This is a genomic window from Ensifer adhaerens (genome assembly GCF_028993555.1).
In the GTDB taxonomy this organism is placed as follows: Bacteria; Pseudomonadota; Alphaproteobacteria; order Rhizobiales; family Rhizobiaceae; genus Ensifer; species Ensifer adhaerens_I.
In genome coordinates this window covers 2,225,669-2,249,521 of the sequence record NZ_CP118611.1, presented here as the reverse complement: position 1 = coordinate 2,249,521, position 23,853 = coordinate 2,225,669, and the positions used below count along the sequence as shown (strand labels likewise).

General features: G+C 62.4%; 18 protein-coding genes. 12 read left to right on the top strand and 6 right to left on the bottom strand.

The features are described from left to right. Positions 1 to 4 precede the first annotated feature (4 nt). Genes PWG15_RS30295 through PWG15_RS30285 form a run of 3 tightly spaced genes read left to right on the top strand, consistent with a single transcriptional unit; the run spans position 5 to position 3,452 of the window. A complete protein-coding gene (locus PWG15_RS30295; RefSeq protein ID WP_275025250.1) occupies positions 5 to 928 on the top strand; it encodes an ABC transporter permease in 924 nt (307 codons plus the stop codon). After that, on the top strand, positions 921 to 2,540 hold the full coding sequence (locus tag PWG15_RS30290; protein WP_275025249.1) for an ABC transporter ATP-binding protein: 1,620 nt from the start codon (positions 921 to 923) through the stop codon (positions 2,538 to 2,540). Before PWG15_RS30295 ends, PWG15_RS30290 begins: the two co-directional genes overlap by 8 nt. A 27-nt stretch (positions 2,541 to 2,567) precedes the next feature. Then, the gene (locus tag PWG15_RS30285; protein WP_275025248.1) at positions 2,568 to 3,452 is read left to right on the top strand and encodes a dihydrodipicolinate synthase family protein; all 885 of its coding nucleotides are present in this window, start codon (positions 2,568 to 2,570) and stop codon (positions 3,450 to 3,452) included. A gap of 60 nt (positions 3,453 to 3,512) precedes the next feature. Here PWG15_RS30285 and PWG15_RS30280 read toward each other — a convergent pair whose 3' ends face one another. The 3 genes from PWG15_RS30280 to PWG15_RS30270 form a co-directional block, all read right to left on the bottom strand. Further along, positions 3,513 to 6,551 (bottom strand): AsmA family protein, encoded by a 3,039-nt coding sequence (locus PWG15_RS30280; protein WP_275025246.1) that lies wholly within the window; start codon positions 6,549 to 6,551, stop codon positions 3,513 to 3,515. Between the two features lie 76 nt (positions 6,552 to 6,627). Then, positions 6,628 to 7,551, bottom strand: coding sequence for a DUF817 domain-containing protein (locus PWG15_RS30275; RefSeq protein WP_275027267.1), 924 nt, complete (start codon positions 7,549 to 7,551; stop codon positions 6,628 to 6,630). Positions 7,552 to 7,719: 168 nt separating this feature from the next. Continuing rightward, the gene (locus PWG15_RS30270; RefSeq protein ID WP_275025245.1) at positions 7,720 to 8,202 is read right to left on the bottom strand and encodes a hypothetical protein; all 483 of its coding nucleotides are present in this window, start codon (positions 8,200 to 8,202) and stop codon (positions 7,720 to 7,722) included. 524 nt (positions 8,203 to 8,726) lie between these two features. On the opposite strand from PWG15_RS30270, the gene PWG15_RS30265 reads away from it, so the two are divergent. From PWG15_RS30265 to PWG15_RS30250, 4 genes are all read left to right on the top strand, one after another. Further along, positions 8,727 to 10,481, top strand: coding sequence for a hypothetical protein (locus PWG15_RS30265; protein WP_275025244.1), 1,755 nt, complete (start codon positions 8,727 to 8,729; stop codon positions 10,479 to 10,481). A gap of 128 nt (positions 10,482 to 10,609) precedes the next feature. After that, the gene (locus tag PWG15_RS30260) at positions 10,610 to 12,652 is read left to right on the top strand and encodes a type I secretion protein (protein WP_275025243.1); all 2,043 of its coding nucleotides are present in this window, start codon (positions 10,610 to 10,612) and stop codon (positions 12,650 to 12,652) included. Between the two features lie 20 nt (positions 12,653 to 12,672). Further along, positions 12,673 to 15,132 carry a type I secretion system permease/ATPase gene (locus PWG15_RS30255; RefSeq protein WP_275025242.1) on the top strand — a complete coding sequence of 820 codons (2,460 nt, stop codon included), beginning with the start codon at positions 12,673 to 12,675 and terminating at the stop codon, positions 15,130 to 15,132. A gap of 6 nt (positions 15,133 to 15,138) precedes the next feature. Further along, positions 15,139 to 16,479, top strand: a complete 1,341-nt coding sequence (locus PWG15_RS30250; RefSeq protein ID WP_275025241.1) for an HlyD family type I secretion periplasmic adaptor subunit — start codon at positions 15,139 to 15,141, stop codon at positions 16,477 to 16,479. 188 nt (positions 16,480 to 16,667) lie between these two features. On the opposite strand, the gene PWG15_RS30245 is transcribed toward PWG15_RS30250, so the two are convergent. Continuing rightward, on the bottom strand, positions 16,668 to 17,291 hold the full coding sequence (locus PWG15_RS30245) for a hypothetical protein (RefSeq protein WP_275025240.1): 624 nt from the start codon (positions 17,289 to 17,291) through the stop codon (positions 16,668 to 16,670). Positions 17,292 to 17,724: 433 nt separating this feature from the next. Between PWG15_RS30245 and PWG15_RS30240 the strand changes: the two genes are divergently transcribed. The 4 genes from PWG15_RS30240 to PWG15_RS30225 all read left to right on the top strand — a co-directional run bounded on the left by PWG15_RS30240 (position 17,725) and on the right by PWG15_RS30225 (position 21,511). Next, complete coding sequence (locus PWG15_RS30240; protein WP_275025239.1) at positions 17,725 to 18,141, top strand: hypothetical protein; 417 nt, start codon at positions 17,725 to 17,727, stop codon at positions 18,139 to 18,141. Between the two features lie 127 nt (positions 18,142 to 18,268). After that, positions 18,269 to 19,240, top strand: a complete 972-nt coding sequence (locus PWG15_RS30235) for an aldo/keto reductase (protein ID WP_275025238.1) — start codon at positions 18,269 to 18,271, stop codon at positions 19,238 to 19,240. 114 nt (positions 19,241 to 19,354) lie between these two features. Further along, complete coding sequence (locus PWG15_RS30230) at positions 19,355 to 21,085, top strand: adenylate/guanylate cyclase domain-containing protein (RefSeq protein WP_275025236.1); 1,731 nt, start codon at positions 19,355 to 19,357, stop codon at positions 21,083 to 21,085. 45 nt (positions 21,086 to 21,130) lie between these two features. Beyond that, positions 21,131 to 21,511: a VOC family protein gene (locus PWG15_RS30225; RefSeq protein WP_275025235.1), complete on the top strand. Its 381-nt coding sequence runs from the start codon at positions 21,131 to 21,133 to the stop codon at positions 21,509 to 21,511. A 67-nt stretch (positions 21,512 to 21,578) separates the two neighbouring features. On the opposite strand, the gene PWG15_RS30220 is transcribed toward PWG15_RS30225, so the two are convergent. Then, positions 21,579 to 22,004, bottom strand: coding sequence for an OsmC family protein (locus tag PWG15_RS30220; RefSeq protein ID WP_275025234.1), 426 nt, complete (start codon positions 22,002 to 22,004; stop codon positions 21,579 to 21,581). Between the two features lie 162 nt (positions 22,005 to 22,166). Here PWG15_RS30220 and PWG15_RS30215 point away from each other — a divergent pair, with 162 nt between their 5' ends. Further along, a complete protein-coding gene (locus tag PWG15_RS30215) occupies positions 22,167 to 22,649 on the top strand; it encodes a methyltransferase family protein (RefSeq protein ID WP_275025233.1) in 483 nt (160 codons plus the stop codon). On the opposite strand, the gene PWG15_RS30210 is transcribed toward PWG15_RS30215, so the two are convergent. Next, positions 22,633 to 23,844, bottom strand: coding sequence for an amino acid aminotransferase (locus tag PWG15_RS30210; protein WP_275025232.1), 1,212 nt, complete (start codon positions 23,842 to 23,844; stop codon positions 22,633 to 22,635). The two genes, PWG15_RS30215 and PWG15_RS30210, sit on opposite strands and share 17 nt — an antisense overlap. Positions 23,845 to 23,853 lie beyond the last annotated feature (9 nt).

The window sequence follows — 23,853 nt, the reverse complement described above, 5'->3', positions numbered from 1 at the left end:
GACCATGACCTTGCAGACCGCCGATACCGTCCTCGCCGATGAACCCCGCTTCGCGACACGCATGTTCCGCATGCTGCTTGCAGACAAGTTCGCACTTTGCGCTGCGATCTTCCTGATTTTCGTACTGATCCTCGCGATCGTCGGGCCGAGCTGGCTCGGCGACCTCGCGACCAAGCAGAACCTCAGGGGGCGCAACGCCGCGCCTTTCGACTGGGAGCGCGGATGGGTCTGGTGGATGGGGGCGGACGCGCTCGGCCGGCCGCTGCTTGCCCGTATCATCGTTGCCACCCAGAACACGCTGATGGTCGCCGCGGGTGCCGTCGCGCTCTCGGCGACGATCGGCACCTTCCTCGGCCTTGTCGCCGGCTTCTCGTCGCCGCGGGTCAATCAGGTCATCATGCGGCTCGCGGACGTCATCATGTCCTTCCCGTCGCTGCTGATCGCCGTCATCGTGCTTTATATTCTCGGCTCGTCGATCCTCAACCTGATGCTGGTGCTGGCGATCACGCGCATCCCGGTCTATCTCAGGACGACGCGCGCAGAAGTGCTGGAAATCCGCGAGCGCATGTTCGTGCAGGCAGCGCGCGTGATGGGCGCATCGAAGAAGCGTATCCTCTTCCGCCACATCCTGCCGGTGGTGCTGCCGACGCTGACAACGCTTGCCACACTGGATTTCGCCTATGTGATGCTGGCCGAAAGCGCGCTTTCCTTCCTCGGTATCGGCATCCAGCCGCCCGAGATCACCTGGGGCCTGATGATCTCTCAGGGACGCCAGTACCTCACCAACGCATGGTGGCTTTCCTTCTGGCCCGGCCTTGCGATCATCCTCACCACCATGTCGCTGAACCTCTTGTCGAACTGGCTGCGCATCGCGCTCGATCCGGTGCAGCGCTGGCGCCTCGAAATGAAAGGTCGCAAGAATGGCTGACCATCTTCTGGAAGTCCGCGACCTTTCGGTCGAGTTCCACACCGCTGTCGGCGTCGTGAAGGCAGTCCGTAACATCTCCTACCATCTCGACCGGGGCGAGACGCTGGCGATCCTCGGCGAGAGCGGGTCCGGCAAGTCGGTCTCCTCCTCGGCGATCATGAACCTGATCGACATGCCGCCGGGACGCATCAGTTCGGGAGAGATCCTGCTCGACGGCGTCGACCTGCTGACGATGCCGGCGCATGAAAGACGCAAGGTCAACGGGCGCCGTATCGCCATGATCTTCCAGGATCCACTCAGCCACCTCAACCCGGTCTATACCGTCGGATGGCAGATCCGCGAGGCGCTCACCACCCACGGGACCGATGCCGCAAAGGCCGCCTCGGAGGCGTTGCGACTTCTGACGCGGGTCGGCATCCCCGACCCGGAGCGTTCGCTGGACAAGTATCCGCACGAATTCTCGGGCGGCCAGCGTCAGCGCGTCATGATCGCCATGGCGCTGGCGCTCCGCCCGGACCTCTTGATTGCCGATGAGCCGACGACGGCGCTCGACGTCACCGTTCAGGCCGAAGTGCTGGCACTGCTCGAGGAATTGCAGCACGAGACCGGCATGGCCGTACTCATCATCACGCACGACCTCGGCGTCGTCGCCGAGATCGCCGACCGCGTCGTGGTGATGGAGAAAGGCGTTCTGGTCGAGGCCGGCACGGTGCGCGAAGTCTATAAGAACCCGCAGCATCCCTATACCAAGAAGCTCATTGCCGCCGCCCCGGGCAAGGGCGAAATGCACGCGCCCGCGGGTCGCGCCGCGCCTGTCCTCTCGGTCCGCGACGTGCGCAAGCGTTATGGCGCCTTCGAGGCCCTGAAGGGTCTGTCCTTCGATCTCATGCCCGGCGAGACCATGGCCGTCGTCGGCGAGAGCGGCTCGGGCAAGTCGACACTGGCGCGCATCCTGCTGCGCCTCGACGAACCGGACGGCGGCAGCGCCCTCTGGAAGGGCCGCGACCTCTTCACCATGTCGCCCGCCGAACTCTACAAGCTGCGCCGCGACCTGCAGATGGTGTTCCAGGATCCGACGCAGTCGCTCAATCCGCGCATGACGGTCTATCAGCTGATTTCCGAGGCCTGGGTCATCCATCCGGATATCCTGCCCAAGGCGAGATGGCGCGAGCGCGTGGCTGAGCTTCTGGTGCAGGTCGGTCTCGGTCCGGAGCACATGGGCCGCTACCCGCATCAGTTCTCCGGCGGCCAGCGCCAGCGAATCGCGATCGCCCGCGCACTTGCGCTCGAACCGCAGCTCATCATCTGTGACGAGGCGGTCTCGGCGCTTGACGTCTCGGTCCAGGCCCAGGTGATCGCGCTGCTCGACAGGCTGCGCAAGGAAATGGGCATCGCCTTCATCTTCATCGCCCATGACCTGCCGGTCGTGCGCGATTTTGCCGACCACGTCATGGTCATGCAGAAAGGCAACATCGTGGAGCTTGGAACGGTGCGCGACGTGTTCGAGACGCCGCAGCAAGACTACACGCGTGCACTGCTCGCCGCTGGCCTCGACCCGGATCCCGACGTCCAGGCCGCGCATCGTGCCGCCCGCTTGCAGCGCGCCTCCTGAGACGCAGCTTACTCAAAGGAACATGGAATGACCAAGCAAGCCTATGTCGCCCTCGTGACGTGCTTCAACGAGGACGAGACCATCAACTACCAGGCGACGCGCGCCCAGGTCCGCCGCCAGGTCGCGGCCGGCAACAACATCATGTGCGCCGGAACCAATGGCGACTTCTCCGCGCTCACGTTTGAGGAGAAGGTGCGCCTCACCGAGGAAGTCGTCGACGAGGTCGGCGGTCGCGTCAAGGTGATCGTCAATGCCGGCATGCCGGCAACCTTCGAGACGGTGAAGCTCGCCCGCGAATTCGACCGCATCGGCGTCGACGGGATCGCCGTCATCACGCCTTTCTTCATCGCCTGCACGCAGGATGGCCTTGTCCGCCATTTCTCGACCGTCGCCGATGCCGTGAAGACGCCCGTCTACCTCTACGACATTCCGGCCCGCACGCAGAACCATATTGAGCCCGACACCGCGCGGACGCTCGCCGGCCACGGCAACATCGCCGGGATCAAGGATTCCGGCGGTGCAAAGGAGACGCTGGAAGCCTATCTGCAAGTTGCCAAGGAGGTCGCCGGTTTCGAGGTCTATTCCGGCCCCGACCATCTCGTACTCTGGGCGCTGCAGAACGGTGCGGCCGGCTGCATTTCGGGCCTCGGCAACGCCATGCCGCATGTGCTTGCGGGCATCCTGAAGGCTTTCAATGCGGGTGAGATCGGCGAGGCCGAAAAGCAGCAGGCGATTTTCGCCGCTTTTCGCACCGACCTCTACGCGCTGGGTTTCGCTCCGGCCATGGTCAAGCGCGCGCTCTTCCTGCAGGACGCCTCCGTCGGCGCCAGCCGCCAGCCGGCGCTGCTTCCGAACGGAGAGCAGGACGAGCAGATCGCGACAATCCTTCGGAAATACGAACTTCTGGCATGATGCCTCTCGGCGGGCCTAACGGTCGCCGGATCGATGAAGCGAAGGCGCTCTACGTGCGGATCACTGCAGAAGCTGGTTGAACAGCTTTCCCAAGGTGCCGCTTTCCTCGGCAGGCTGCTCCGCCTCGGCGGCCGGTTGCTGGCCGGGCTGCGGCCCCTCCGGCGCCGGTTGTTCGGTGGTAACGTCGGGTGTCACGACTTGCTCCTCAGCCGGGGGCGCGGGCGGCGTTTCGCTGCCCTCGGTCGCGTTGCCGCCGATGATCTCTTCGATCGAGAGCTGATCTCCTCCCTCTTTGGGAGGCTCGCCGATGGCGCCGCCAATGATGTCGCGGATCGTTCCCGCCTTCCCGCCGCCGGAGAGAAGCTCGTCGAGTTTCAATTTTCCAGTCGGCAATCCCAGCTTCTTCAAAGCCGAGAGCGCGGCGTCCGGGTTCTTCAGCAGGCCTGAGAGATCGGGATAGATGCGCGGGGCTGCAAAGGAACCCTCGATTATCACAGGCACGCCGATGCCTTCGGTGGCGATATCGGCGCCTTGTCCCTCCAGTGAGGCGACGACGCGCGGATCCAGGCGGAAGTTCAGCTGGTCGTCCGGAAGGTTTGCCGCACCGCTGCCGCTCATACGCACCAAAGGGCCGATGAGCTTGATATCGTCGGTGCGTGCGACGCCGTTCTCGATGGCAAAGGATGCCCCGAGCTCGGTAAAGCCGGTCGCCTTGTTTTCGTTCTGCTTGAAGCCCGACGACATCAGGCCGACGAGGTTGTTGTAGACATCGGCGACGTCGATGCCGCGGATCGCGCCGTCGGAAAAGCGTACGTTCGCCGACCCCTCGAGCGCGCGCTTGAGCGCTCCAGTCGTGGTGCCCGCGCCCGTGATGTCGAACTGGGCCTGCAATGCGCCTTCGAGATGCTTGAAATTTGCAAGGTCGATCAGAAGCGGGGCGGCCGAGGCCCCGGCGATCGAGGCTTTCAGGGCGATCGACGCCTCTTCTCCCGTGCCATCAGCGCTAAGGTTCGCGGCCATCCGACCGCCGTAGAAAGGGCTTTCGGGAAGGTCGAGCCGGGCCACCCCCTCGGAGATGACTAAGGTCGTTGCCACCGGTCCGGCAAAGACGCGGCCGTAGCCGAGCTTCTCCGCATCGACCTTGATGGATGCATCGATCGTGCGAAGCGACGACAGATCCAGCGGTGAGTCTGGAGCAGGGCTAGTTGCTTTGCCCTTCGTTTGCGGCGATGCGGGACGTGCGCCGGCAAGCCGCGCCAGGTCCAGTTCGGCGAAATGGAGCGCACTGGATATCTTGAGCGGCGTGCCCAGCTCCACGGAACCGTTGCCGGTTCCTTCGACACCATTGACCGACAACGTGGCCTTTTGAAACGCAACGCCGGAGGCGCTTGCGTTGGCGTCGCCCTTGAAGGCGAATTGCGCGATGCTGTCGCCACCGCCCTGGCCGATCCAGGCAAGAAGCCCACGCAGATCAGCTGAAGCGAAGTTCACCTTGCCGGAATAGCTGCCCGCAAGCGCCGCCTTGCCGTCAAGGGAGAGTGTCGCTTCCGGCATGCGCAGGTCAAGCTTCAGCGGCAATTCACCCGGAACAGAGCCCGATAGCAGGTCTCGGACCGGCAGCCGCAAATCGGCATCGACCGCTTTTCCGCGCCAGACCAGGTTGCCGGCAAGGAGCACAGGCTTGGTAAGATCGTCGATCTTGACCGCCAGCTTCTTGATCTTCACCTCGCTCATCGATGGGTCGGTGACGCCGGGTGCTACGAAGGTGGCGTCACGCAGGCTCGCATTGCCGCTCACGTTGACGGTCTTGCGGAATGCATCTCCGCCGAGACCGCGGAACGCAAACCCGGTATCCATCGCAAGCGTTCCGGACAGTGAAACCGTCTGGCCGGCAAGGCTTGCGAGCTTGGAGACGTCGAGCCCCTTGCTCGCGACACGGCCCTTGAACGTCGGCTCGCTTTTGCGGACGTCGGCGGTGATGTCGGCCGAAATGCCGCCGGCGTCCATGCTGAGATGCTCGAGCCGGGTCGTCAGCAGCCCATCCTTCAGCGTTGCCGTCAATGCCACATCGGAGGCGGAAACATCGTTGACCGTAATGGCGCCCACAGTGACGCTGACATCGGCATCGAAGCCGGCGAGTGCCTGCAGGCCCACCGATGCCAACTGTTTTTCAGATTGCCCTGCCGGTTGCGACGACCCCGCGGCGCCGCTTTCGACAAACCGGCTGAAATCCAGCTGATCGGCGCTGAGGTCGGCCAGAAACCGCGGCCGCTCACCGGGTACAAACAGCGCGTCGAGATTGAGCTCCTCTTCTCCGACAAGCAGCTTGCCGCCACGGATCTGATAGCTGCCGTTGCTGTTGAGCGCCACTTGTCCGCTGGCCTTGAGCGCGGTCAGACCCGGCGCAAGCAGGGGGTCGGCTTCCACCGAGAGGCTGAGGTCGGCCGGCTTGCGTTCAAGGAGAGGACGAAGCGGGGAGACGGAGAGAGAGAGCTGGTAACGCTGGTCTTCAAGCCGGGCACCGGCCGAAAGCGAAAGCTCGCCGTCGATGTCAGGGGCCTGGAGTGTCAGGTCGAGATCGCTGGCGACCTCATCCGTCCCGGCGGCGTTCTCCTGTCTCAGCGTGCCCTCGGTGATCGAAATCGTATCGATGGCGCTTCGTTCGAGGAAGGCGACCAGGGCCGCGAGCGGGTCGTTCTGCTTGGCCTCGGCGTTGCCGCCGCTGCCGTCTTCCGCTGACGATGCGTTTTCCGATTTCTGCCGCATCACCACGACCGGCCGGGTGAGCTTGACCTCCTTGACGTGCAGGCGATCCGACCAAAGCGAGGAGAGCGTCACGGAGCCCGCGACTTCGCCGATCTCGGCCGTCACGCCATCGCTTTGCGCATCGAGCGAGACGTCCTCGGCGACCACGGCCAAATGGGGGATGACGGAGAGCCGGACCGGACCCTTGAGCGCGATCGAACTGCCCGTCGCGCTCGAGAGCTGGCGGCTGAGCTCGGCGCGCATCCAGTCGCTGGAAACGAAGCTCGGCAGGACAATGAGAGAGACGACTGCGAGAACGCCGAGCGCCAGCAGGCCGAGAAAGAAACGCCGCATGTGTCTCTCCGTTGCGATAGCGATTGATTCGGTATCGTTTTCCACGGAGGCGTGTTTTGCAACTCTCGCGGTGTGCTCACCCGGAAGCAGCGGGACTTCCTACGGCCGCCGCAACGTCTGCGGTCGATGCGCCTTCCGTTGTCACCACGTATGTTCGCGGCCGATGGACGAGCGTGACCAGCACGAAGGACAGGATCATCAGCAGGTACCAGGCGCCGAGCTTCTGGAGCGATACTGGGATCCACCCGTCATGCTGCGAGGGATAGATCCAGGCGCGCGACCAGGTGCCGATATTCTCGGCAAACCAGATGAACAGGGCGACCAGCAGAAATCCGAAAAGCAACGGCATGCGGTGCCGAAACCGGAAGACGCGATAGTGTACCGTCGTGCGCAGAAACAGGGCCGCCGTGATCGCAAACAGCGCGTAGCGCAGGTCGATGATGAAATGGTGCGTAAAGAAATTGGCATAGATCGCCAAGGCGAGCAGCATCGTCGCCCAAAGCGGCGGATAGCCGGTGTAGCGCATGTCGAGGATTCGGGTCACGCGGGCGAGATAGGAGCCGACGGCGGCATACATGAAGCCCGAGAACAGCGGGACGCCGCCGATGCGGAAGATGCTTGGCTCCGGGTAGATCCAGGATCCGACCGACGTCTTGAAGATCTCCATCACCGTGCCGACGATGTGGAAGATCAGGATGACCTTGGCTTCGGCAATCGTCTCAAGCTTGAAGACGAGCAGAGAGATCTGGATGGCAAGTGCTGCGAGAAAAAGAAAATCATAGCGGGCAAGGCCCAAGTGCTCCGGCCAGAACAACTTCGTCGCGAGGATGAGGGCAAGCATGGCACCGCCGAAGAGGCAGGCGAAGGCCTGCTTGATGCCGAACACCAGGAATTCCGTCAGGCCGCCGAGAAGGCCGGTCGCCGGAAGCCGATCGAGCAGGCGATGCGCCGCGGCGTCGATGCGCGCTTCGCGGCTCGTGAAACGCCCATCGTCCGCCATTCGAGCCATCCGTCCGCCTCCGCTTCACCGTCAGTGACGCGATGCCGGGACAATACGGTTGAATTAAGGATGGACGACAACTGCCGGGCGGGAAAACCCGCCTCCGTCTCACTTTGTGACACGGGGACGTTCTAGTGTTTCAGGTAACCCTTGCGGGGTAGTCGCGCCTCACCGTGGGAAGGAGTAGCGCTCGACGATCGACCAGATCTCCCTGTTGACCTCCTGGAGCTGCTCGATGACTTCATTGATCCGGGAGATCTCTGCATCGTTGATCTGCTCGATCTTGCCATACTTAATAGTGTCTTTGCTGTCGAAGATCGCCATCAGCTGGGTGCTGGCCTGATCCCCGTTCTCGTCGAAGGAATAGATGCAGTGACTGTATTTGTTTCGAAGCTTCGCTTGCCGGGCCAGCTGCTGGGTCAGCGCGAGGATTTCCTGCCGCTGGTTCAGTGGTGTCTTGTTTACTTTGGCCAATCGCTCGACCAGCTCGATGCGAGCCCGCGTCGTGTTCAGCGTCAGGAAGATGACGATCGCAGTTTCCTTGTCCACGCGCGCAAGACCGGCGATCAGATAGATGAGCAGGCTTTCCGTGTTGGTCCAGGTGTAGTTGAGCTGTCCGATAAGGAGAAGGATGTCGTGAAATCTCGCCATGGGGACCTGCCGAGCTTGCTGTTACCATTCTGTTCCAGAATAGCGCATTCCCGCCATCAGTAAATTCTCTCAATACAGCTATGCAGCGCACGCATTCGGTGCCGGTTCGGCCACGCACTAGGAATCCGTTTAAAAGCTGTTTCTAATAGATAATACATTGGGCGGAGAGGCGGAAAAGTCGGCGCTACCCCGGCAAGGCTAGCCCGAAGTGGCAGCTTACAACGCATGTCTGTTTGCGACAGACTTGCCTCCGCAATCGGCGAGCAGAACGTGTTCAGGCCTTAAAGGGCTAGTACTGCAGCGAATGGGAGAATGCCCTTTTTAGAACCTGAATCCGCTGCTCTCCGCCAAGTGGAGGGAGAGGCAGCCCAATATTAAAGTGATTGCATATTAGAGCATATAGGCGCGAAGCGCCTCGGAGGATTCAACTTTCATCAAATCCAACCGCAGCCCGCCTATGGCCCAAATCCGCGTAAGAGAAGAATGCGGTTCGGCTATGGCGGCCTCAACTTGAGGTGATCGTTATGAGCAAGGACAAGAATATTCTATTCCCATGGGACCCGAGCCAGGATCAAAGCCAAGACCAGGATCAGGGTCAGGGCCAGGGTCAAGGGCAGGCGGAGTTGCAGGCTCAGCTTGAGCTTCAGGGCCAGGGCCAAGGACAAGGCCAGGGTCAGGGCCAGGGACAAGATCAGGGCCAGGGACAAGGACAGGATCAGGGCCAAGGTCAGGGCCAAGATCAGTCTCAGACAAGTGAATCGTTCAACCACAACGGTAACGGCAACCTGAACGGTAACGGCAACGGCAACCTGAACGGTAACGGCAACCTGAACGGTAACGGCAACTTCAATGGCAATGGCAACCTGAATGCCAACGGCAACCTGAACGCCAACTTCAACGAGAGCAAGACCAATGTCGACGTCGACAGCAAGACCCACGTCGACGTTAAGGTCGATCTCGACCTAGACGGCTACAAGCCGTCTGATGACGACTTCAACGACATCGATCACTCCAAGATCGACGGCATGGCGAGCACGAGCTTCAAGGACATCTTGAATGAGTCGCTCAACGGCAACAACAACGTTGCCAACGTCTTCAGCCAGAACGCCATCATGTCGGATGATGACAAGGCCGAAAACATTCACAACAGCGGAACGCTGAACCAGAACGGCAGCGCCTGGGGCGGTATCGCCAAGTCGGGTGACGGCATTCAATCCGGAGCAGACGGTGGCGAGGGCGGAAGCAAGGCCTATGCCAACGGTGGTGACGGCGGAGACGGCGGTCACACGGTCGGCGGCTTTGCGGCTGGCGGCAAGGGTGAGGGCGGTGATTCCGACAATGACGGCGACGCAACCGGCGGGCATGGCCTTGGCGGTATCGCAGCCAGCGTTGGCGTCGGCGCTGATGGCACCAGCGGTGATGCCAATGGCGGTGCAGCTTCCGGTGGTGCCGGTGGCGCCGGTGCTGCTGGTCTCGGCGTTGGCCTGGGCCTGGGTGTTGGCCTCGGTGTCGGCGCAGCAGGCGGCGGCGATGGTGGCGACAGCACGGCAGGGGCCGGCGGCCAGTCCGGCAACGTCCAAAGCGGCAACGGTGACGGCGGCGACGGCGGTGACGCTGGTGACGGCGGCGATGCTGGCGGCTTTATCTTGCCGATCCTGAACTTCGCCGGTGACGGCGGCGACGGCGGTGCTGGCGGCGACGGCAACAGTGTTGCGCTCGGCAAGACCGGCAGCGCTGACGGTGGCGAATCGGGCGATGCCGGCGATGGCGGCAATGCTCTCGGCGCGGGCTTCGGGGCCGGTGGCGGCTACGGCGCAGGCGTTGGCTACGGTGGCGACGGCGGTGCCGGCGGCGGTGCCAGCGCAAATGGCGGAGCCACGGGCGATGCCTATGGCGGCGACGGGACCGGTGGCGCGGCGACCGGTGGTCATGGCCTCGGCGGTCTTGCTCTCACGGGCTCGTGGGCCAGTGGCGGTGAGGGCGGTGCTGCCTACGGCGGCGACGCCTGGGGCGGCGACGGTGGTGCCGGCGGCAACGGCGGTTTCGCGACCAATGGCGATGGTGGTGCAGGCGGAAATGCCGGCACTTGGGGCTCCTACAATGGTGGCGACTCTGTGGTCGAGGGGCTTTCCCAGGCGACGGCAGATGCCACGATCGACACCAACGCCTTCAACCAGCAGATCGTGCTCGGCGCGAACCTGCAAGGCAATACGATCGACATGACGGTCGTCGGTGGCGACTACCATGCCGACGTGATCGGTCACGACGACAACAGCTGATTGTGAGATGACGCGGCCGGTTCGACGGTTCGCAATCGGCTTCGAACAGGGCTGCGCGGGTTACCGCGCAGCCCGTCATGACCCGATACGCTAAGGGCACTACCGGCTACTAAAAGGAGGCCCTGACCATGTACTCCGCCAAAATCTCCGAAACCATCGCCCATTTCATCGGTCTCTTCCAACTCTCGACCGAAGACGCCCGCATGCGCGAGGCGCACGAGAAATTCGATCCGGCACGCGACGTTCACAAGGACCTAAAGGTTATCGAGACCGCGCCCGTCAAGGTGCAGGCTCCCTACGATCTCGACGACTTCAATCCCGACGTTCCCTACCGCCCGCTTGACATGGACATCTATGGGCCTGTTCCGAGTGGCTATGCAGGCTTGCCTCTCCCGGAGTACCCGCTCACGGAAGGCGTGATGGGCGGCAACGGCCCCGAAGGTGGGATACAGGCATGGTCCTCCAAGGCGTCCTATGCCGGCACCACGCACGTCATCAATCCCCCGGGATCGGTGGTGGTCTACAGCCAACAGACCGTCGAACTCTCGGACAATGATTTCGTCGATATGGGTGGGCATGGATTGAAATCCGGCCTGCATATCGACGACAGCGCGACGATGGCCCAACTCATCGACGCCGCGCAGCAGGTCTCACCGCTCGGCCCCGTGGACGTTGCCGGTTCCGGCGCCACGATCGCCAGCCTGGTTACGACGACCGCCGCGACGCTTGACGCCTATTCTTCTGACGACACGGGACAAGTGAACGGGCTGGCCGCCAGCCAATTCGTCGCCAAGGGTGACACGCTTGAAGGCATCTATGTGAACGGCGAGCTCGTTGATAAGGCGCCGGTTCTCAAGGATCATCTGCCGAACCCAGACGAGTCGTCGAACACATCGGATGAGCCTGAACTGACGAATAGCCCGAAGGAAGCCAGCGGTGCTGTCGCGCATGGCGAGGGTGCTGTTCCGATTGCAGCTTCGGTTGAACTGGATGCCGGCAGCAACACGCTGGTCAACGAGGTCGTCATTACAAGCAACTGGCTGCAAGCGAACGTGCTTGCGGTTGCCGGCGACCACGTCCAGCTCAACGCCATCATCCAGACCAACGTCTACTCCGACAACGATGCCGTGGGTGCGGCACTCACCGGCGGGGACCTGGCGGCGCAAAAGGTGACCGAGGCGTTCAATATCGCGTCGTTCAAGCATGTCGAGTCGACGCAGACCGCCCAAAACGAGACGAATGTCTTTCCCAAGGCTTGGGCCATCACCGAAATCAAGGGCGACCTGATGATGGTGAATTGGCACCAGCAATTTACCTTCATGTCTGACAACGACACGGCTATCCTGGCAGCTTCCGGTTCCAAACTCTCGATCATCGCCGGCGACAACACGGCCGCCAACCAGCTCTCGCTGTTGGAATTGGGGTATCGCTTCGACCTTATCTTCGTGGGCGGAAACGTCTTTGACGCCAACATCATCCAGCAGACCAACATCCTGCTCGACAACGATTTCATCGGGGCCGTTGGCGGCTTCCAGATGAGCGGCCATGGGTCTGTAACGACGGGCGGCAACCTGCTTTGGAACTATGCCAGCATCGTTGAAGCCGGGGGCGCCGGTCCGGTGAATCCGATGCCTGAAAGCTACCTGTCGGCCCTGCAGGATCTGTCCGAAGGCAAGAATCCGTCGTCGAAGGACTTCATGCACGACGCCGCCTTTGCCGGATTGTTGGGTCTGAGAGTCCTTTATATTTCCGGCGATTTGCTCAGTCTCAACTACATCCAGCAGACCAATATTCTGGGCGACAATGACCAGGTGACACTGGCCATGAACGCGCTGACGGAACGTCCGGATGCGGACTGGACCATCTCGACGGGCAAGAATGCCCTGATGAACTACGCCGGCATCGTCGACGTGGATACCGGCAAGACCATCTATGCCGGTGGCGGGATCTATTCCGACGAAGTGCTCGTGCAGGCCGAACTGATCAAGAACGAGCCTTTCCTTGGAGGCCAGGATCCAAATGCGCTGGCGAGCGAGGCGGTCGTGTTCCTTGGCGATGGCATGCTGAGCCCGGATACCGGCCATCAGACACAGGACCATGCATCGCCGAATCCGGCCATGCACACGATAGACACGGCTAGCGTCGATCCCATGCACAGCATGGTCGCCTGAACGGAGCGCGGGAGGACACCATGACCGACCGCACCGATCCGTCGCGGCAAGACGTTACCGAAGTTGGAAATGCGCCTTCTACGGATGCCGATGAAACGCCACGGCAGGCCGGATGGTCGGATGCGCAGGCCGCTCAGCAGCGGTTCATTCGCAGACTTGACCGTCAGGAAGACATTCTGGACCGGGCTGTTAAGGAGATCGACGGGGTGGCAGATCAACTACGCAGAGCGGTGGCCAACGGTGCCAGCGAAATCGAGAATTCGGCAAACCCCGGCGCGGCATCCGCTCCAAGCCCCAGCCCGAAGGCTGCAAGCCCGACACCTGCGACCGACACAACCCCACCGCCGGCGAACATCGCGTCCCGGCCAATCAACCCCGTGCCGACGACGACAAACGCCGCGCCTCCGGCAGCCAGTGCCACACAGACGGAACACGTCGTACAGCGCGCGTGGCCCCCGAGAATCGAGAGCCCGGCCAAGGTGGAATCGCTCTCGGCGTTGCGCGATCGGATGTCGGCGGAACAGCGGTCAGCACAGGAGCAGCGCAAGTCCGAACCCCGTGTCGAGAAGCCGGTTATCTGGCCGACGGCCGAAATGAAAGACAGGAGTTCCCCGCCGGGAATGGTGGTGATCGATGGTGATCGGGGGCCGATCAAGGCGGAGCCGCGACCATCCGGCAAGGACGGTGGTTCGTCGAATGGCAATGGCGGTGGTGGTGGCGGCGGTGGTGGCGGACCGAACGTCTTTCACAAACGCCTGGGAGCAGTGGATTTCACCGCGAGCCTCAAGGCCGGCCTCAAGGCGATCAGACAGAACCTGATGATCGTGATGGTATTCACGATCGCCACCAACGTGCTCGTGCTCGCGATCCCGGTCTATCTGTTCCAGATTTCGGACCGGGTGCTGACCAGCCGCTCGATCGACACGCTGGTGATGCTGACGGCCCTGATCGTCGGCGCGGTGGTGTTGCAGACGATTTTCGATGGCATCCGTCGCATGATCCTGATGCGCACGGCGGTGGAGGTTGCAGCCCAGCTTGGCGCGCCGATCCTCAGCGCCGCGGCCCGAGCGGCCCTTCACAGCAACGGGCGTGAATATCAGACGCTCGGCGACCTGCAGCAGCTTCGCGCCTTCCTGGTATCGGGAACGCTGCTTTCCTTTCTCGATGCGCCGATCGCGCCGTTCTTCGTGCTCGCGGTATTCCTCATCCATCCCCATCTCGGCGCGATCGTGATTACGTCGGCTTTCCTTCTGCTGATCGTGACGCTCCTGAACCAGCGGGCGACCGCCGGGGGCTTCGGGGAGGCGACCAACTACCAGACCAAGGCGAACCTTCATCTCGATTCGATGTCGCGCAATTCACAAATCATCAACGCGCTGGCGATGATCCCTGAAGCTGTCCACATCTGGGGCAAGGACATGGCCGGCTCGCTCAAGGCCCAGGTCCTGGCGCAGGACCGCAACATCGCCTTTGCCTCGCTCTCCAAGGCGGTGCGGCTGCTTACCCAGGTGACGATGCTTGGCTGGGGCGCGAATCTGGCACTGCATGGCCACCTGACCGGCGGCATGGTGATCTCGGCTTCCATCATCGCCGGCCGTGCGCTTGGCCCGATCGAAGCGGCAATCGAAGGCTGGCACCAGGTGATACAGGCGCGTGCCGCCTATGGCCGCATCTCCGCGCTGCTGCATACATCGCCGCTCAATTTCGAACGGTTGAAGCTGCCGCGTCCCGAAGGACGGCTCGATGTCGAGCGCCTGCTCTTCGTCCCGCAGGGCACCAAACGCGTCGTGCTCAACGGCATCACCTTCTCGCTCGAGCCGGGCGACTCGCTTGCCGTGATCGGCAGTTCCGGCGCCGGCAAGACGACGCTCGGAAAGATGCTGGTCGGCTCGATCCTGCCGACATCAGGCAATGTCCGCCTCGACCTCATGGACCTGAGGAACTGGGACCAGCGTCAGTTCGGCGAGAGCATCGGCTACCTGCCGCAGGACGTGCAGCTTTTCCCGGGCACAATCAAGGCCAACATCGCCCGCATGCGGGAGGACGCCACGGATGCGGAGATTTATGCCGCTGCCAAGCTCGCCGACGTTCATGACATGATCGCCATGCTGCCGCACGGGTATGAGACGGTCGTCGCAGCCGATGGTTCGCCCCTGTCTGGCGGCCAGAAGCAGCGGGTCGCGCTTGCCCGTGCCTTCTTCGGCAATCCGCGCATGGTGGTGCTCGACGAGCCGAACTCAAATCTGGATACATCAGGTGAAACGGCGCTGACCCGTGCGCTGACCCATGCAAAGCGTGAGAAGATCACGGTCATCACCATCACGCAGCGTCCTGCGCTTCTCAACAGCGTCGACAAGGTCCTGCTGCTGGTGAACGGCACGGTGGCCCTCTTCGGCCATCGACAGGATGTTCTCAAGGCACTCGCTTCGCGCGGGGTGAACACCGAAGGCAACCCGCTCGACCAACCTCAGCTTCCGTAGGCGACCATGGCAGACGCAGCCAAAGCACAGGACTTGACATGGTACGCGGAGGTTCCGCGCTCCATCTGGCAACACACGCTGATCGGCTTCGTGCTGATCGGCGTCACATTCGGCGGCTTTGGTGCCTGGGCCGTCACCGCACCGTTGGCGGCGGCCATCATCGCCCAGGGAAGCTTCGTCGCAACCGGCCAGAACAAGGTGATCCAGCATTTCGAAGGCGGGATCATCAAGGAAATTCTGGTCAGCGAGGGCGACCACGTCACCATCGACCAGCCGTTGGTGCGACTGGACGAGACAGCGGCGCAGGCAAACGAGCGCCAGTTCTTTCTGCGGCGGGCACGACTTGAGGCGATTGTCGCTCGACTGAGTGCACAGGCCCACGGTCTCAAGGAAATCACTTTGCCGGAGGCGATCACGCAGCATCTGAAGGATGACCCTGAGATCCGCCCGATCGTGCAAAGCCAGCAGCTCAATTTCCAGACCTGGAGAAGCAAGCTTGATAGCGATATCGGCCTGTTGAAACGCAACATCGAGAGCCTGGAATTCCGGTCCGAAGGCTTTCAGGAGCAGTTGAAGGCAGTTCGCGAGCAGCGCGCCCTTCTCGACGAGGAATATGCCGGCAAGAAAGTGCTCTTGGCGAAAGACCTGATCCGCAAGACGGAGATCAAGACCATCCAGCGGGCGATCGCCGATGCCGAGGGTCAGATCGGCCGGCTCATGTCCGAAGTCTCCGAAACCGGTGCACAGATCCTGAAGCAGGAGCAACAGGTGAACCAGACGGAAGAGAGCTACAAAGAGGCGGCGCTCGACGAGTTGCAGAAGGCTGAAGCCGAACTGGATACAGTGCGCGAGCAATTGCGCGGTGCTACCAACGTGTTGCGTCGCGCCACGATCAACGCGCCGGTAACTGGCACGGTTATCAGGATGCACTACCACACATCAGGCGGCGTCATCGAAAGCGGCAAGCCGATCATGGAAATCCTGCCGGCCGATGTGCCTCTCATCATCGAAGCGCAGGTTCTGCGCACCGAGATCGACAATATCAAGGTCGGTGAGAAGGCAACCGTGCGACTGACGGCGCTCAACCAGCGCACGACGCCGGTTCTCAACGGCCAGGTCTTCTATCTGTCTGCCGACGCTTTGCCCGTCCAGACGCAGGACGGTACGCGTGAGGTCTACCTGGCCCGTGTGAGCCTGCCCGCAAGTGAACTCGCAAGGGTCCATAACTTTGCCGTGACGCCGGGCATGCCCGCCGAAATCCTTATCCAGACGGCCGAGCGGACCTTCTTCGACTATCTCACGAAGCCGATCCGCGACAGCATGGCCCGCGCCTTCATGGAGAACTGATTGAGGCCTTCGATGCCTGTTCTAAGGCCGACCCTTTCGCCGATCGGCATCTGCTGCATGTTTCCTTCGATCGCTCTGGTGAGGGACAAAAACATGCAGCAATTCAGAGGCTACAGCCCAGCGTGTCTGATAAGGCGCGCGGCGCTGCAAGGAGGAAGAAGGCGATATCCGTTTCTTCCCGCAAGTGTTCAATTTGCGGCGAAGCAATAGAAGAGGCCCTCGCCGCCCGTACCCTTGAAGGCTTCGATGGTGCAGCCTCCCCGCGTCGTGTGTGACGAATTCCAGGATTTGGCCTCAGCGGAATCGTTCAGGCCCGTGCGGTCGCTGTGACCGACGATCGCCGCGCCGTCGGCGCCGCCCATCGTCCAGTTGCCGCAGGTATCCGGCGCCGCAGTACCGTCGGCCTTAGAGCCGGTCAGGATATCATGACGGTTGGGTGTGTCGCCACGCCCGTTGATGACCTCGCCTTTCTCATTGAGCGCGGTCTGTTTGGTCAGATTGTTCTTGTCACCATGGAGGGAGGCGACGTCGTCTGCGATCTTCTCGCCCTTGGCGTTGTACCATGGCCCCTTGCCGATCCGGTCCTTGGCATTTTCGCTGTCGGTGGACAGATAGGCTTTCCATGTCTTGCCGGTAGACCCTGTAGCCTTTGCCAAGGTGTCGCAATAGGCGTCAGCGCCCGCGAGCCCGCCAAGATCTCCGCCCTTTCCGGGATTAACGCTGGTGACGAAGAAACTCATGCTGGTGTCCTGAGCATGGGCCGCTCCGGTGAAGGCCAGGACGAATGCGAGAGCTGCAAATCCGCTTCTCATTGATCTCTCTCCCATCAGGTTTCGGGGAAGCCTAATGGCTGCGTCTGGCTGAGTAAAATCGAAATGGCGTGATGAACGAGGGGAACCGTCCGTCGGAGACGCGAGGCCTGGGCATCGTGTCGCGCGCGGGACGCATGGCTGGCTTGCGAAATCCCATCTACGATTTCGGCGGGATCGCTGTATATTCAAATCATCGAAGCGATGCACCTCCTCCCGCAGAGCTTCGACCGGCGAACGACCTTACTCCTCCTCCCAAAGGTCGTTTGCGAGATCAGCGCCACTCCTCCTCCCAAGGTTGCTGATCGGCTTTCCAAGAGCCTGCCGCTCCTCCCGCGGCGGGCTCTTTTGTTTTCGCCCGACCGGAAGGCCAGCTACCGCACGTGCCCTGCGGAACAAAGTGCCGACTAGACAGTTGAAGCCGAAGGAGGGTCCAATGTCCATCCGGCACTTGAAGTCCAACGTGGCGCCGAAATCACCGCGGTGGGCGTTCCACCATAGAGCGGGACGTCTGCGCCGGGCGGAAAGTGACGGTGCACGCAGCCGACCCGAGGCAGATGGACGGGGCGCCCACATCGTCGACGCGGGCGACGGCGGCCTGGTCGCGCCGGACCTGGCGGCCACCGCTGTCCCCGATCTGAGCCGCCAGCCGCCTCCACGCGACTATAGCCGTCCGGCGACGAAGATCGGCAAGCTGCTTTCCACTCGCGATATGCGCGATGACGAAGGCGTCGGCGGGCCGGTTTGGACGGCCGTGCTCGGCGACAATACCAGCGAGGCAGTCCGACAGTTCATGGGACTGGTGCTCGCGTTCATCTTCCTGTCCGCGGTCATTTTCTGGCTCCTTGCGTAGGGCGCTGAGACGAGCGGGTGTGACTGGAAATCACCCGATCTCGGCGACGCCAATGTGGTTGACGACTGAAGGCCGAACCCTAGATTACCGGCGACATCCCGCCTCTTCCAACGCCAGCGAGCGCATCATGCACTACAGAACCTTCGGCCGCAGCGGCCTTCGCGTTTCCGAAATCGGTTATGGTGCCTGGGGCATCGGCAAGAGTCATTGGCGGGGAGCGAGCGACGACGAGTCCGCCCGCGCCCTCAATCGCGCCGTCGATCTCGGTCTCAACTTCATCGATACGGCGCTTGGCTACGGCCAGGGCCACAGCGAGAAGCTGATCGGGGCTTTGCTGCGCGAGCGGTCGGAAACGATCCATGTCGCCACCAAGATCCCGCCGAAGAACATGCAATGGCCAGCCCAAGCCGGCACGCCGGCCGAGCAGACCTTTCCGGCCGATCATGTGATTGCCTGTACCGAGACGAGCCTGCGCAATCTCGGCGTCGAGACGATCGACGTGCAGCAGTTCCATGTCTGGTCGGATGAGTGGGTCGGCCGTGGCGACTGGCTGGAGGCGGTCGAGCGACTGAAGCGCGACGGCAAGATCCGGTTTTTCGGCGTCTCGATCAATGACTACGAACCCGACAACGCGCTGAGGTTGATCGAGACCGGAGTGGTCGACAGCGTGCAGGTGATCTACAACATCTTCGAACAGGCGCCAGAGGAAAAGCTCTTGCCCGCCTGCCTGAAGCACAATGTCGGCGTCATCGTCCGCGTGGCGCTGGACGAAGGCGGGCTGACCGGCCAGATCCGTGCCGATACCGTCTTCCCCGAAGGGGACTTTCGCGAGACTTATTTCCGCGGCGAGCGCAAGCGCGAGGTCGAGGAGCGCACGCAGAAGATCGTCGAAGACCTGGAGATCAAACCCGATGCGCTTGCCGAAACGGCGCTGCGCTTCGTGCTTAGCCACCCGGCCGTATCGACCGTCATTCCCGGCATGCGCTCGGTTCGCAACGTCGAGCGCAACTGCGCCATCGGCGACGGCCTTGGCTTGCCGGATGCTCAACGGGCGAAGCTGAGCGCTCACCGCTGGCGCCGCAACTTCTACCGCGATTGAGTTGCCCGGCTATCAACTCACCCCCAGAGATCATTGCCGCCAGGCGATGGCTCTTTCGGTGCCCCGCGCGTCCGGATGTGCTATCCATATGGATGCAGGAGCCTGGGGGCGCCGATGGAACAAAAGCTCTCGGTCATCATGGCCGCGGACGTGGCGGGCTATAGCCGGCTGATGGAGCTCGATGAGAAGGGCACGCTTGCGGCCCTCATGGCTCATCGACAGGAGCTTTGGGACGTCGAGGTCGCCGCGCATCACGGGCGCATCGTCAAGCTCATCGGCGACGGTATGCTGGTGGAGTTCCGCGCCGTGGAAGACGCAATTCTCTGCGCGGTCGAGATCCAGCGGGGAATGCGGAACAGAAACGCAGGCATACGTCCGGATCGCCGGATGGAATTTCGCATCGGGATCAATATCGGCGACATCCTGGTTGAAGACGGCGACGTCTATGGCGACGGCGTCAATGTGGCGGCGCGCATCGAGAGCCTCGCCAAACCGGGTGGGGTATCGGTCTCCTCCTCGGTTCACGACACCTTGGGCGGTCGCCTGGGCATCCGCTTCGAAGATAGGGGCGAGCAGGTATTGAAGAACATCGGCCGCCCCGTCCACGTCTACAATGTCTTCATCGACGACGCCGGGTCCGGGCTCGGCGCGCTCATGGCGCCACCGTCACAAGAGGTGCGAGAAAACCCTCCGGTCAAGTCGGGCCGAACGCTCCTCCATGTGTCGCGCTTCGAAAATCTGAGCGGCAATCCCGACCAGGAATATTTCGCTGCCGGCATAACGCAGGATGTCGTCGCAGCATTGTCGCGTTTCTCCGGGTTGAACGTGATTGTTCGGGTGCCGCACGTCGAACCGCAACACCACGCACCAGCCGCCTACTACACGCTTGAAGGCAGCGTCAGGCGCGTTGCCGATCGTGTCAGGGTCAATGCCAACCTGACGAACGCCACTGGCGAACACATCTGGGCGGAGAAATACGACTTCGACCTCATCGACATGTTTGACGTCCAGGACGAGTTGTCCCGCTCCATTCCGGCGGCGTTGAATGTCAAGATCGAAGAAGCCGAACGATACAGGGTTCTCGCCGAGCCGCTCAAAGGGTCGAGCGCCTACGATTTCTATCTGCGTGGTCGACACGTTGAAAAGAGCCTGAAACCGGATGACGTCAGGTTGGCGAAGGAGATGTTCCTGGCAGCGATTGACGCTGATCCGGCTTACGCGCGCGGCTATCTCGGGCTGGCCTGGCTGGAGATACGAAAGCTGAAGTGGAACGAGCGCGTTGATATGGAAACCACGCTCGCCAATGCCTTCGCCTGGGCAAACAAGGCGCTGGAGCGCAGCCCCCGCGACGCCGACGTGCACTGGGCGCTCGGCGTCGTGCATCTGTGGAGGCGAGAGGCGGAGCGGGCAATCGGTTGCTACGAGCGTGGCCGCGAACTGGCGCCCAACAATTGCGATCTGCTTGCGGAGTATTGCGATGCCCTGGGCTACCTCGGTCTGCTTCAGGACGCGATCAGGATCGGAGAGCTGGCCTTGCGGCTGAACCCCAGTCGCCCCGACTGGTATTTCTGGAACGTCGCTGCCGCGAAATATCTCTCGGGCCAATACGCAGAGGCGTTGGCGCTCCTGGAAAAGATGGCCGATCTTGGTTCGGCCTATCGACTGCTCGCCGCGACCTACGCGCAACTCGGTCGCCTGGAGGAAGCACGTCGTGCCGCCGACGAGCTCCTGAAGCTCAATCCGGAATTCTCGATCGAACGATACGGTTCTCGCGCACCCTATCGGGATGAGGCCTTGCTTGCGCGTTATGTTGAAGGCCTGCGGCTTGCGGGGTTGCCGGAATGAGGCGTGGCGGCGCCGCGGCAGTCGTGCTCGGTTGGAGGAAAGGCAATGTCGGAAACGGTCAACGTCCGTTACATGGTCGACGACGTGCAGGCGGCGGTCGCCTGGTACACGACCCATCTCGGTTTTTCTGTTCTGTCGAGTTTCGCGCCGGCCTTCGCGGATGTTCAGCGCGGAGCGCTGCGGCTGCTGCTCAGCGGGCCGACGAGCTCGGCCGGCAGGCCGATGCCGGATGGCGAGAAGCCCGGGCCTGGCGGTTGGAACCGCATCCATCTGATTGTCGATGATCTCAACGCCGAAGTGGAGCGGCTGCGCCGCGCTGGCGTCACCTTTCGCAACGATATCGTTACGGGTCCCGGAGGGGCGCAGATCCTGTTGATCGACCCCTCCGGAAATGTCGTCGAACTGTTTCAGCCGGCGCGCCGATAGCCATCACGCCCTGAACACGTTCGTCGGTGCTGCTCGTGCCGCTTAAATGCGAGAGGCGGCGCAGGTTTCAGCCGGCGCTGGTGTCGATCACCTCGAAGTCGTGCGTGATCGTCGCGGTCTTGGCGAGCATGGCCGAGGCCGAGCAGTATTTTTCGATCGAAAGCGAAACGGCGCGCTCGACCTTGTTGACCGCGAGCCCGCGGCCTTTGACGATGAAGTGCATATGGATGCGGGTGAAGACGCGCGGTTCCGTCTCGGCGCGGTCCGCATCGAGTTCCACGACGCAATCCTCGACCGGCTCGCGGCCCTTTTCCAGGATGTGCACGACATCATAGGCCGAGCAACCGCCGGTGCCGATCAGCACCAGTTCCATCGGGCTCGGACCCGGCGTGCGCCCTTCCTCCCCGAAGGCGGTTCCCAATACGACCTTGTGGCCGCTTCCGGACTCTCCGACGAAGGTCCGGTCTTCCACCCATTTAACACGTGCTTTCATGTGTATCGTCCTGTTGCAGCAATGTCCGGATCATGGTCCTGCACGGCCGATGATCTCCAGTTCACATAGCGTCTCGAAGGATTTTCGCAAATGGCCCGCTTCCGCTAAAATGGAAAGCCTGCGCGACACCGTGCGTGGCCGGAAACAGGCAAGGATAATCGGATGGGTGAGACGACAGGAAGTTCTCCTGACAGGTCCGGTGCGGTGGTGCATCCGCCGATCGCCTGGGCGCTGGCGGTAGGCGGCGGCCTAGTGCTCGATCGGCTCTATCCACTGCCGTTCGTGCCCGACGCGGTACCCGGCACCGTCGTCGGGGGCATCGTTTTTCTCGCCGGTCTGGCATTGCTGATCTGGTCGGCGATGACCTTCGGTCGCGCTGGAACCGAGATCCAGATCGACCGGCCGACCACCACGATCGTCGAAGCGGGTCCCTACCGCTTCACGCGCAACCCCATCTATACCGGCATGTTCCTCGGCCTGATCGGCTTTTCCATCGTCTTCGACAGCCTGTGGCTGCTGATCCTGATAGTGCCTTTCTACCTCGTCATCCGCTACGGCGTGGTGGCGCGCGAGGAGGCCTATCTCGAGCGCAAGTTCGGTGACGTCTATCGGGCCTACAAGACGCGCGTCAGGCGGTGGCTCTAGCGGCGTAGACCAGGGGCGGAGCGCATGAGACCACCCGGAGGGCTTCGGCCAGCCGCTCGATGTCGCGCGGCAGCAGTCCGGCGATGTTGATGCGACCGTTCGCCGTTCCGTAGACGCCGAAGTCCTCGCGAAGACGGCTCATCTGGCGTTGGTCCAGCGGCAGCAGCGAGAACATGCCTTTTTGCCGGCGCAGCGCCTGGAATTTCTCCGGAGCGCTGCACCTGACGAGCGCTTCGGCGAGGCCGTGGCGGATTTCGGCGACGCGCCGGCGGCTGGTCTCAAGCTCGGAAAGCCACATCTCGGGGCTTTCGAAGAGGTGCGCAGCAATCGCGGCACCGTGCTCCGGCGGCATGGAGTAGTTGGCTCGGGTGATCCGTTCCAGCGTGGCGCGAATGTTGGCGAGCATGTCCCGGTCGGGCGCAATTACCATCGCCGCGCCGGTGCGTTCGCAATAGAGGCCCATGTTCTTGGAGCAGCTTGCCGCGACAAGCACCGTATCGATTTGCCCAGCGAAATGGCGCAGGCCCGCGGCATCCGCTTCGGTCCCGTCACCGAAACCCTGATAGGCCATGTCGATCAGCGGTATCAGCCCCTTGTCCTTGCAAAGCATGGCAAGCCGGCGCCACTGCTCGGGCGCCGGATCGATGCCGGTCGGATTGTGGCAGCAGCCGTGGAGGAGAACCACGTCACCCGCGCGGGCTTCGCGCAAATCCGCGACGACGGCGTCGAGATCGAGGCCAGCCTCGTTCTCCTGCCAGCGGAACGTCCGCACATTGAGGCCGGCAGCGGTCATGATCGGGCGGTGGTTCACATAGCCGGGATTGGTGTTCCAGATCGTTGCCTGCGGAGAGGCGAACGCGATGAAATCGGCAAGGATCCGGAGTGCCCCGGTGCCGCCAACCGTCTGGATCGTGCACTGACGGTCGAGCGCCTCTGCGCCTTCGCCGAGGAGAAGTCTGGACATACCGTCGTTGAATGCCAGGTTCCCGGACAGCGCCCTGTAGGACTTGGACACGGCGGCGGAAGCGAGATTCGCTTCCGCTTCCTGCACCGCCTGCATCACCGGTGTTTGACCTGAAGCATCGCGATAGACGCCGACGACGAGGTCGATCTTGTCGGCGCGACGATCCTGGCGGAATGCGTTGATGAGCGCCCACAACGGATCGGGTTCGGCGACTGGCAGAGCAGCGAGCATTTGGTTTTG